A 10,932-nucleotide genomic window follows, 5' to 3' on the forward strand; every position below is an offset into this window, starting at 1 on the left:
CCGAATAACAACAAAGCATGGAGTAGCAGAATGATCAGAAAGGCGCTCACCCCGCTGGCGGCTGCATGCGCGATGGCCGTTGCCACGCAGGCCTCCGCAGCCCCTTCGCCGTATTCCACCCTGGTCGTCTTCGGCGACAGCCTGAGCGATTCCGGCCAGTTCGCCGATGCCGGCGGCCCCGCCGGTGCCAGTACCCGTTTCACCAACCGCGTCGGCCCGACCTACCTGGACGGCAGCGGCGAGATCTTCGGCCCCACCGCGCCGATGATCCTGGGCGGCAAGCTGGGTATCGGCGGCACCGACCTGAACCCTTCGACTTCGTTGGTTCCCGGTACGGTGGACGGCAACAACTGGGCGGTCGGCGGCTACCGCACCGACCAGATCTACGATTCGATCACCGCTGCCGGCGGCTCGGTGGTGACTTCCGGCTCCACCAGCCGCACCCGTGATGGCTACCTGGTGAACAACCGCGCCGATCCGAATGCGCTGTACTACCTCACCGGTGGCGGCAACGACTTCCTCCAGTTGCGCATCACCAACGACCCGACGGCCCGTGCTGCGGCCGGCCGCCTGGTGGATAGCGTGGATGCGCTGCACAACGCCGGTGCGCGCTACATCATGGTCTGGTTGCTGCCCGACCTTGGGCAGACGCCGGCCACCAACGGAACCGCGCTGCAATCCTTCGGCACCCAGCTGTCGGGCATCTTCAACGAGGAGCTGGTCAGCCAGCTCGCCGCCTCCAACGCCAACGTCATCCCGCTGAATATCCCGGCGATGTTCAAGGAGGTGCTGGCCACGCCGGGCGCCTATGGCCTGGCGACCGACCAGAACCTGATCGGCACCTGCTTCAGCGGCAACAACTGCCCGGAGAACCCGGTGTACGGCCGCCACGGCACCCAACCCGACCCGACCAAGCTGATCTTCAACGATGGCGTGCACCCGACCATCGCCGGCCAGAGCCTGATCGCCGACTACGCCTATTCGGTGCTCTCCGCCCCCTGGGAAGCGACCCTGCTGCCGGAAATGGCCCTGGGCACGTACAACGCCTACCAGGACCAACTGCGCAGCCAGTGGCTGGCGGACTGGGAAAACTGGCAGGGTGTCAACCAGTGGCGCGGCTTCGTCACCGGGGGAGCGCAGCACCTCGACTACGATGACCAGGACAGCGCGGCCGATGGCGACGGCTATGGCGCCAACCTGACCCTGGGCACCAGCTATCGACTCGACGACGCCTGGCGAGTGGGCGGTTCGCTGGGTTTCTACCGGCAGAAGCTGGAGCTGGGCGCGGATGACTCGGACTACAAGCTGGGCAGCTACCTGGGCAGCCTGTTCGTGCAGTTCCAGCAGAACCGCTGGTGGGCCGACGCCTCCGTGACCGGTGGCAAGCTCGACTATGAAGACGCCAACCGCAAGTTCACCATCATCAACCACGAGGTCGAGGAAAAGGCCGACACCGACGGCAGCCTGCTGGCCTTCAGCGGTCGACTGGGTTACGACATCGCCCAGGGCGGCGAGAGCTGGCACCTCTCGCCCTTCGTCAGCGCCGACTGGGCGCGGGTGAAAGTGGACGGCTACGAAGAGGACAGCGGCCGTTCCACCGCGCTGGCCTATGACGAGCAGAAGCGCTACTCCCGCCGCCTGGGCGTCGGCCTGCAGGGCAAGCTGGACCTGTCGCAGGAAACCCAGCTGTTCGGCGAGGTCGCCGTGGAGCGCGAATATGCCGACGACACGCAGAATGTCGGGATGAACTTCACCAGCCTGCCGGACGTCGGTTTCAGCCTGCAGGGCTATACCCCGCAGAGCCACCTGCAGCGCGCCACCATTGGCTTCGCCCAGAAGCTGACCCCGGAACTCTCGCTGCGCGGCGGCTACAGTGCGCACCGCAGCAGCGACGACCTGGCCCAGGGCGTGAACCTGGCGCTGAGCCTGGACTTCTGATCGGCTGATCCAAGCGTCGCGGGGTGACGGGCGGTTGCGGCCGTCGCCCCGTTTTCTTTCCACTGTACTGCTCGCCGCGCGGCCGAAGGTCGCGGGGCCGACCGCCTTTGGGGAACTGCCCGTGCGCGGCGGGCTCCAAGCATTCGGCGACCCCACCGTGCAGGAGGCGTCGCGGTCTTTTCCACGCTAGAATGCGCCCTGATTTTTTCTACCTTCTCCCCTGGAGCCTTCCATGTCCCGCGTTACCCTGAGCCGCTATCTGATCGAGCAGACCCGCAGTCACAATACCCCGGCCGACTTGCGCTTCCTCGTCGAGGTGGTCGCGCGCGCCTGCAAGGAAATCAGCCATGCCGTTTCCAAGGGCGCCCTGGGCGGCGTGCTGGGCAGCATGGGCACCGAAAACGTGCAGGGTGAGGTGCAGAAGAAGCTGGACGTGATCTCCAACGAGATCCTCCTTGAAGCCAACGAGTGGGCCGGCAACCTGGCTGGCATGGCTTCGGAGGAGATGGATCACCCCTACCAGATCCCCGGCAAGTACCCCAAGGGCGCCTACCTGCTGGTCTTCGATCCGCTGGACGGCTCCTCCAACATCGACGTCAACGTCTCGGTCGGCACCATCTTCTCCGTGCTGCGCTGCCCCCATGAGTACCTGAGCCAGAACGACAGCCTGCGCGAGGAGGCCTTCCTCCAGCCGGGCACCACCCAGGTTGCCGCCGGCTACGCCATCTACGGCCCGCAGACCATGCTGATCCTGACCCTGGGCAACGGCGTCAAGGGCTTCACCCTGGACCGCGAGCTGGGCAGCTTCGTGCTGACCCACGAGAACATCACCGTCCCCACCAGCACCGCCGAATTCGCCATCAACATGTCCAACGAGCGCCACTGGGAAGCCCCGGTGAAGCGCTACGTCAACGAACTGCTGGCCGGCAAGGAAGGCCCGCTGGGCAAGAACTACAACATGCGCTGGATCGCCTCCATGGTGGCCGACGTGCACCGCATCCTGACCCGTGGCGGCGTGTTCATGTATCCGCGCGATTCCCGCGAGCCGGAGAAGCCCGGCAAGCTGCGCCTGATGTACGAAGCCAACCCGATGTCCTTCATCATCGAGCAGGCTGGCGGCGCCGCCACCAACGGTCACCAGCGCATCCTCGACATCCAGCCGGAGAACCTGCACCAGCGCGTCGCGGTGTTCCTGGGCTCCAAGGAAGAAGTCGAGCGCGCCACCGCCTACCACAAGGAAGGCTGATGACCACTACGCCCTGGCAGGTGCTGCTCGACTGGTGGTTCGGCACTGCGCTGGATGCCAATGAGGTCGCCGCCCAGCGCAACGCGCTGTGGTTCGGCAAGAGCGCCTGCCAGGACGTGGACTCGGAAAACCGTTTCGGCGGCCTGGTGCGCCAAGCCCTGGACGGTGGTCTGCAGGAGTGGGAGCGCGAGCCACAGAGCTGGCTGGCCCTGATCCTGCTGCTGGACCAGTTGCCACGCATGGTCTTCCGCGATTCTCCGCGAGCCTACGCCGGCGACGCCCGCGCCCAGCAACTGGTGCGCCAGGGGCTGGAGGCCGGTTTCGACCGCCATTTGCCGCGTATCGAGCGTGTGTTCGTCTACATCGTGCTGGAGCACGCCGAAGACCTGGCCAGCCAGAACGAGGCGGTGCGCTTGTTCGAATCCCTGCAGGCGGAATCCAGCGACAGCGAGAAGGTCGTGTTCGCCGGGTACCTCGCCTATGCGCGCAAGCATCAGGTGGTGATCGAGCGCTTCGGCCGCTTCCCCCATCGCAACGCGATCCTCGGCCGTGAGTCCACCGCTGAAGAAGCTGTGTTCCTCACGGAACCTGGCTCACGTTTCTGACTCCAAGCCGGCGGCCTTTCCGGCTGCCCTGTGCCAAGCTGTGGGCTGGGCCCCTCAAAAAATGGAGTTGTCGATGTCCTTCCGCCGCCTCGCGCTCGTCGCGTTCTGTGTCGTCCTGGCCGCTTGCAGCAAAGTGAACCAGGAGAACTATTCGAAGATCAAAACCGGCATGAGCAAGGCCGAAGTCGAAGACCTGCTCGGCAAACCCACCGAATGCTCTGGCGCCCTGGGCGTTTCCAGCTGCACCTGGGGCGACCAGAAAGCCTTCATCAGCATCCAGTACGCTGGCGACAAAGTGCTGCTGTTCTCCGCCCAGGGTCTGAAATAAGCGCGCCGGGCAGGGCAGCCAAGGAGGAGCGAATGCGTCGATATACGAGTCGATACATCAGTCGATCCATCACCTGGCTGGCCTGCCTGGCCGCTTTGAGTGGTTGCGCCGGCTCGGCCCAGCAACCGCCGCAGACCGTGCAGGTGGACCTCAAGCGCTACGAGGGCACCTGGTACGAGCTGGCGCGCAAGCCGATGTTCTTCCAGCGCCAGTGCGCACAATCCGAGGCCCGCTACCGCCTGCAGGAAGACGCCAGCATTGCGGTGACCAACCGCTGCCTGACCAGGGACGGCGAATGGGACCAGGCCACCGGCCGTGCCGAGGCGCAGGTGCCAGGCCGCACCGACAAGCTCTGGGTGCGTTTCGACAACACCTTCTCGCGGATATTTCCCGGCCTCGCCAAGGGTGATTACTGGGTGCTCTATGTCGACGACGACTATCAGACTGCACTGGTGGGCAATCCCAACCGTGAATACCTCTGGCTGCTCTCGCGCCAACCGGTGGTGCCCGATGCGACGCGGCAGAAGCTGTTGGAGCTGGCCCATGCGCGAGGTTACCAGACGGATGACCTGATCTGGCGAGCAGCCGATTCCAGTTCGACGACCCAATGAAAAAACGCCCCTCGGGGCGTTTTTTCATTGCGGCCAGCTCGCACGGTATGACCGGCGCGGGTTTTCGTAGGAGCGAGCTTGCTCGCGAATCAGCGTCGCTGCAGAGATCGTTCGCGAGCAAGCTCGCTCCTACAAAGGCAGATCAGCCCAGCAGCTCGTGCAGCACGTTGGCGAACTCGCGGGCGCTCTGTTCTTCCAGCGCATGCCGGCCCTCGCGTACCCGCCATTGCCCGGCAACCATCACATCACGGACCTGACGATCGCCGCCGGCGAACAGCCAGCGGTTGAGAATGGCGTCGCCACGGGCGGTCTGCAGGTAAGGATCACCGCCGTCCAGCACCAGCAGGTCGGCGCGTTTGCCCACCGCCAGTTCGCCGGTGGGCTGACCAAGGGCCTGGGCGCCGCCGGACAGCGCCGCGTCGAACAGGGTGCGACCGACCATGGGTTGATCCTGCCCGTAGAGACGGTTACGGCGCTGGTCGCGCAGGCGCTGGCCGTATTCCAGCCAGCGCAGTTCCTCGACCACGCTGAGTGACACATGGCTGTCCGAGCCGATGCCGAAGCGACCCTGTTGGGCGAGGTAGTCCACCGCCGGGAAGATGCCGTCGCCCAGGTTCGCCTCGGTGGTCAGGCAGAGACCTGCGACTGCGCCGCTGCGGGCCATGGCGGTCACTTCATCGGCTTGCGCGTGGGTGGCGTGGACCAGGCACCAGCGGGGGTCTACCGCGACGTTCTCGTGCAGCCATTGCAACGGACGGCGACCGCTCCAGGCCAGGCAGTCGTCGACCTCCTTCTGCTGCTCGGCAATGTGGATGTGCACCGGGCAATCGCTGGAGTCGGCGCCCAGCACTTCGCTGATCTGCTGCGGCGTCACCGCGCGCAGGGAGTGGAAGCAGAGGCCGAGGCTCTGCTGCGGCTGCATCGCCAGGTGCGCGCGCAGGCCGTCGATCAGCTTCAGATAGCTTTCGGTGCTGTTGATGAAGCGACGCTGGCCTTCGCTGGGAGCCTGGCCGCCGAAACCGGCATGGGAGTAGAGCACCGGCAGCAGGGTCAGGCCGATGCCGGCGTCCATTGCCGCCTGGCTGACGCGCAGGGCCAGTTCCGCGGGGTTGGCGTAGGGATTGCCATCGACGTCGTGGTGCACGTAATGGAATTCGGCGACCCCGGTGTAACCGGCCTTGAGCATCTCGATGTACAGCTGGCGGGCGATGACGCCCACCTGCTCGGGCGACAGGCGTCCGACCAGGCGATACATCAGGTCGCGCCAGGTCCAGAAGCTGTCGTTGGGGTTGCCGGCCACCTCCGCCAGGCCTGCCATGGCGCGCTGGAAGGCATGCGAGTGCAGGTTCGGCATACCCGCCAGCAGCGGCCCGGCGACGTGCTCGGCGCCTTCCGCGCTGGCGTCCGGGGTGATCGCGGTGAACAGGCCGTCGGCATCGATCTCGAAACGGACATTGCGCGCCCAGCCGGAGGGCAGCAGGGCGGATTCGGCGAAGAGAACGGGCATGCGCGGAGGCCTCGCGGGGTTCTTGGAATTTGTATATACATATACAGACGTTTGTCGAAACCGTAAACTGCCAGGCACCCGACGGTCGCCAGAGGACTTGTATGCACCGGTCGAATCCGGTACATGCCGGAGTCAGACCCAGGCCTTCGCCCACCGTCGCCCAGACAAGGAGTTTCCCGTGCCCGCATCGCCCACGCCAACCCAGCCCGCCGAGGGTTCGTCGCTCGCCGCGCAGATGGGGGAAATTCCCGCGCCGCTGTATGCCCGCGTCAAGCAGCTGATCGTCCAGCAGATCCAGTCCGGCACCTGGCCGCCGCACCACCGCGTGCCGTCCGAGGCGGAGCTGGTGGATGAACTGGGCGTCAGCCGCATGACCATCAACCGCGCCCTGCGCGAGCTGACCGCCGACGGCCTGCTGGTGCGCATGCAGGGCGTGGGCACGTTCGTCGCCGAGCCCAAGGGCCAGTCGGCGCTGTTCCAGGTGCAGAACATCGCCGAGGAGATCACCGCCCGCGGGCACAAGCATCATCTGGTGGTGATCAGCCTGCTGGAGGAACTGGCCAGTGCCGAACGCGCCTTGGCGCTGGACGTGCGCGAAGGCCAGCGCATCTTCCACTCGGTGATCGTGCACTACGAGAACGATATCCCGGTGCAGATCGAAGACCGCTACGTCAATGCGGCCGTGGCGCCGGATTACCTGAAGCAGGATTTCACCGGGCAGACGCCGTTCGCCTACCTGACCCAGGTCGCGCCGCTGAGCGAGGGCGAGCACGTGGTCGAGGCGGTGCTGCCCAGCCCCGAGGAATGCAAGCTGCTCTCCGTTGACCGCCACGAGCCGTGCCTGCTGATCCGTCGGCGCACCTGGTCGGGGCGCAACACCGTCACCAGCGCGCGCCTGCTGTACCCGGGCTCGCGCTACCGCCTGGAAGGACGTTTCAGTTCATGACTGCAACCAGATTGCTGCGCGCCGCCGACTACCCGGCGATGCCCTGGAAGAACGGCGCGGGCACCACCCGCGAGATCGTCCGCGACGCCGGCGACGGCCTGGAAGGCTTCGGCTGGCGAGTGTCCATCGCCGATGTCGGCGCACCGGGGCCGTTCTCCGCGTTCACCGGTTATCAGCGCGTGATCAGCGTGCTGGAAGGCGAGGGCATGCGCCTGAACGTGGAAGGCGCCGATTCCCGCGACCTGCGCGCACTCGATGCCTTCGCCTTCGATGGCGCCAGTGCGGTGGAGTGCACCTTGCTGGGCGGCGCGATTCGCGACTTCAACCTGATCTATTCGCCCGCTCGCTACCGGGCGCGGCTGCAATGGCTGGCGCTGGAGGGGGCAGCGCACTTCTTCAGCAGCGCATCGACAGTGCTGTTGTTCAGCGCGGGCGAGGGCATCCATGTGGGATTGGACGGTGACGCCCGCGGGGTGCTGGGGCTGCATGACACGCTGATCGCCGAAGGCGACGGCGCGCTGCGCGAGTGGCGGCTGATGGTGAAGAGTAGGGCGGATATCTGCGTGATCGAGCTTGAGCCACGCTGAATAGAAAAGGGCGCCGTCGGGGCGCCCTTTTCGTTTGTGTGAAAAGCGCCTTGCAGGCGCTGTTCGCGGGCTTGGCCCGCTCCTACAGGTCACTCTGTCTTCCCCTGAAAATCCGTGCCTGAGTTTTCCCGCTCCGCCGCCCTGGCTACGCGCCCCGCTCCGAAGGGAGAGGGAGCAATCCGTGTCGGCTGACGTTGTAGTTCCAGCCGGCAGAAAACCAGTCCCCTCTCCCTTCAGGGAGAGGGTAAGGCTTCGTGTACGATTTCATAAGCGGGTCATGCCCGCGATGGCGTAAAACGCCCCGTCACTCGTACAACCGCGAATACTCGATCCACCGGCTCATCACCCCTTCTTCCACCCAGGCCCGCGCGGCGGCGATGTCCGGGGCGAAGTAGCGGTCCTGCTCGTAGTGCGGCACCTGGCTGCGGATCAGCGTGCGCACTTCCTGCAGCTGCGGCGAGCTTTGCAGCGGCGCATGGAAGTCCACGCCCTGCGCGGCGGCGAGCAGCTCGATGGCGACCACGCCGGCACTGTTGCCGGCCATGTCCTGCAGACGGCGGGCGGCGAAGGTGGCCATGGACACGTGGTCTTCCTGGTTCGCCGAGGTCGGCAGGCTGTCCACCGAGGCCGGGTGGGCCCAGGTCTTGTTCTCCGAGGCCAGGGCCGCCGAGGTGACCTGGGCGATCATGAAGCCGGAGTTCAGCCCGCCTTCCTTCACCAGGAAGGCCGGCAGCCCGGACATCGCCGGGTCCACCAACTGGGCGATGCGCCGCTCGGACAGCGCGCCGATCTCCGAGATCGCCAGCGCCAGCACGTCGGAGGCCATGGCCACCGGCTCCGCGTGGAAGTTACCGCCTGACAGCACGTCGCCGTCAGCGCTGAATACCAGCGGGTTGTCGGAAACGGCATTGGCCTCGCGCAGGAAAACGCCTGCGGCGAAGCGCAGGTGATCGAGGCAGGCGCCCATCACCTGGGGCTGGCAGCGCAGGGAGTACGGGTCCTGCACGCGCTTGCAGTCGATGTGCGACTGGTTGATCGGGCTGTCGTGCAGCAGCTCGCGGTACAGCGCGGCAACCGCGATCTGCCCCGGTTGGCCGCGCACTTCCTGGATACGCGCATCGAAGGGGACGAACGAGCCCTTCAGCGCCTCCACCGTCAGGCTGCCGGCGACCACTGCCGAGATGAACAGCTTTTCCGCCGCGAACAGTCCGCGCAGGGCCAGCGCGGTGGACACCTGGGTGCCGTTGATCAGCGCCAGGCCTTCCTTCGGGCCCAGCACCAGTGGTTCGGCGCCGGCAATGGCAAGGCCCTCGGGGGCTTCGAGGATGCGCCCTTCATGGCGCACCTGGCCGACGCCCAGCAGGGTCGCGGACAGGTGCGCCAGCGGCGCGAGGTCGCCGGAAGCGCCCACCGACCCCTGGGACGGGATGCAGGGATAGACCCGCGCCCGGTAGAGCTTGAGCAGCGTCTCGATCACCGGCAGGCCGACGCCGGAGAAGCCGCGCGCCAGGGAGCCGATCTTCAGCGCCATGATCAGTGCCACGCTGGCGTCATCCAGCAGCGGGCCGGTGCCGGTGCAGTGGGAAAGGATCAGGTTGCGCTGCAGGGTGGCGAGCTGGTCCTCGGCGATCGAGGTGCGCGCCAGCAGGCCGAAGCCGGTGTTGATGCCGTACACGGTGCGCTGGTCGGCGATGATCTGGCTGACCGTCTGCGCGCTGCGCAGGATGGCCTCGCGGCATTGGTCCGCGAGCTGCAGGTCGGGCTGGGACTGGTAGATGGCGCGCAGCTGGTCGAGGTCGAACTGGCCGGGCGTCAGGAGCAGGGTTTCGGGCATGGCGGCATCCTGGGAGCGGTGAAGTGTTACCGTGGATTGTTCCTGTATATACAGGTATAGCAATCGCTGTGCCATGGTGCGACGGGGCCGGAACCCAGGCGATTCGCCGGTGCGTAGGGCCGCTCTGTAGGCAGTGAATGTCACCGCCGGTGGCATTTCCAGTCCGATGGTCGTGGGCAAATTGCGGATCGGCGGCTAAACCCAATGGACACCAACGTGCCCGGAGACCGTCCCATGTCCACCCCCCGTTGCCTGTTCGCGCTGCTGCTGGCCTTCGGCCTGTGCGCGCAAACCCTTGCCGCTGGCTGTCCCTATCCGAAACCCGTGGTGTTCGCCGGGCTGAACTGGGAGAGCGGCATGTTCACCACCCAGGTGCTGCGCTTCATTCTGGAGAAGGGCTACGGCTGCCAGACCGACGCGGTGCCGGGTAACACCGTGACCATGGAGAACGCGCTGAAGCAGAACGACATCCAGGTCACCGGCGAGCAGTGGGCCGGGCGCAGCACCGTATGGCAGCAGGCGGAGAAGGCCGGCCAGGTGTTCTCCGTGGGCGAGACGGTCAAGGGCGCCAGTGAAGGCTGGTGGGTGCCTGACTACATGGTGCACGGCGATGCCAAGCGCGGCATCAAGGCCTCTGCGCCGGAGCTGAAGTCGGTCAGCGATCTGCCCCGGTACAAGGCGCTTTTCAAGGATGACGAGGAGCCGGACAAGGGCCGCTTCTACAACTGCCCCACCGGCTGGACCTGCGAGATCGTCAACACGCAGAAGCTCAAGGCCTACGGCCTGACGGACAGCTACGTGAACTTCCGCACCGGCGCCGGCCCGGCGCTGGACGCCGCCATCAGCTCGGCCATCGCTCAGGGCCGGCCGGTGCTCTTCTATTATTGGGCGCCGACTCCGCTGCTGGGGCGCTTCAAGCTGGTGCAACTGGAGGAACCGCCGTTCGACGAGGCGGCCTGGAAGACCCTGACCGATCCCAATGACCCCAACCCCAAGGGCTCGCGCTCGCTGCCGGCGAAGATCAGCATCGGCGTGTCCCGCGACTTCCACGACAAGGCGCCGGCTTTGGTGCAGGTGTTCGAGAAGGTCGAGCTGCCGCTGCCGATGTTCAACGCGCTACTGGCGGACATGGCCGAGCACCACCGGGACGTGGCGGACGTGCGGGCGAAGTTCTTCCGCGAGCATCGCGAGCTCTGGTCGAAGTGGGTGACGGCGGAGGCGGCGACGCGGATCGATGCGGCGTTGAAATAGCACGGCGGGAAGCGGTTCGCGAGCAAGCTCGCTCCTACAGGTAAGCACCGGTGCGCTCTTCGTAGGAGCGAGCTTGCTC

At 66.2% G+C, this 10,932-nt stretch carries 10 protein-coding genes; 8 read left to right on the forward strand and 2 right to left on the reverse strand.

Annotated elements, in window-relative coordinates; translation table 11 throughout:
- The first annotated feature begins 30 nt into the window (after nucleotides 1–30).
- The 5 genes from estP (at nucleotide 31) to C167_RS0105145 (ending at nucleotide 4,728) form a co-directional block, all read left to right on the forward strand.
- A complete protein-coding gene (gene estP, locus C167_RS0105125) occupies nucleotides 31–1,938 on the forward strand; it encodes an esterase EstP (protein WP_017517184.1) in 1,908 nt (635 codons plus the stop codon).
- Between the two features lie 232 nt (nucleotides 1,939–2,170).
- Entirely contained in the window at nucleotides 2,171–3,184 is a 1,014-nt protein-coding gene (locus tag C167_RS0105130; RefSeq protein ID WP_017517185.1) for a class 1 fructose-bisphosphatase, read from the forward strand.
- Nucleotides 3,184–3,789: a DUF924 family protein gene (locus C167_RS0105135; protein WP_017517186.1), complete on the forward strand. Its 606-nt coding sequence runs from the start codon at nucleotides 3,184–3,186 to the stop codon at nucleotides 3,787–3,789. The genes C167_RS0105130 and C167_RS0105135 overlap by 1 nt, the downstream gene beginning before the upstream one ends.
- A gap of 73 nt (nucleotides 3,790–3,862) precedes the next feature.
- Nucleotides 3,863–4,117, forward strand: coding sequence for an outer membrane protein assembly factor BamE domain-containing protein (bamE, locus tag C167_RS0105140; RefSeq protein ID WP_017517187.1), 255 nt, complete (start codon nucleotides 3,863–3,865; stop codon nucleotides 4,115–4,117).
- 32 nt (nucleotides 4,118–4,149) lie between these two features.
- The gene (locus tag C167_RS0105145) at nucleotides 4,150–4,728 is read left to right on the forward strand and encodes a lipocalin family protein (RefSeq protein WP_017517188.1); all 579 of its coding nucleotides are present in this window, start codon (nucleotides 4,150–4,152) and stop codon (nucleotides 4,726–4,728) included.
- 142 nt (nucleotides 4,729–4,870) lie between these two features.
- Here the strand turns inward: C167_RS0105145 and C167_RS0105150 are convergent, their stop codons facing one another.
- Nucleotides 4,871–6,235, reverse strand: a complete 1,365-nt coding sequence (locus C167_RS0105150) for a formimidoylglutamate deiminase (RefSeq protein ID WP_017517189.1) — start codon at nucleotides 6,233–6,235, stop codon at nucleotides 4,871–4,873.
- Between the two features lie 235 nt (nucleotides 6,236–6,470).
- On the opposite strand from C167_RS0105150, the gene hutC reads away from it, so the two are divergent.
- Together hutC and C167_RS0105160 are read left to right on the forward strand one after the other, a co-directional pair.
- Nucleotides 6,471–7,181, forward strand: a complete 711-nt coding sequence (gene hutC / locus C167_RS0105155; protein WP_051167941.1) for a histidine utilization repressor — start codon at nucleotides 6,471–6,473, stop codon at nucleotides 7,179–7,181.
- Nucleotides 7,178–7,768: a HutD family protein gene (locus tag C167_RS0105160; protein WP_017517191.1), complete on the forward strand. Its 591-nt coding sequence runs from the start codon at nucleotides 7,178–7,180 to the stop codon at nucleotides 7,766–7,768. The genes hutC and C167_RS0105160 overlap by 4 nt, the downstream gene beginning before the upstream one ends.
- A 304-nt stretch (nucleotides 7,769–8,072) precedes the next feature.
- On the opposite strand, the gene hutH is transcribed toward C167_RS0105160, so the two are convergent.
- Nucleotides 8,073–9,602 carry a histidine ammonia-lyase gene (gene hutH / locus C167_RS0105165; RefSeq protein ID WP_017517192.1) on the reverse strand — a complete coding sequence of 510 codons (1,530 nt, stop codon included), beginning with the start codon at nucleotides 9,600–9,602 and terminating at the stop codon, nucleotides 8,073–8,075.
- A gap of 234 nt (nucleotides 9,603–9,836) precedes the next feature.
- Here hutH and C167_RS0105170 point away from each other — a divergent pair, with 234 nt between their 5' ends.
- A complete protein-coding gene (locus tag C167_RS0105170) occupies nucleotides 9,837–10,853 on the forward strand; it encodes an ABC transporter substrate-binding protein (protein ID WP_017517193.1) in 1,017 nt (338 codons plus the stop codon).
- The last annotated feature ends 79 nt before the right edge of the window (nucleotides 10,854–10,932 follow it).

The sequence above is a fragment of the Pseudomonas nitroreducens TX1 genome, assembly GCF_000313755.1.
Classification (GTDB): domain Bacteria; phylum Pseudomonadota; class Gammaproteobacteria; order Pseudomonadales; family Pseudomonadaceae; genus Pseudomonas; species Pseudomonas nitroreducens_A.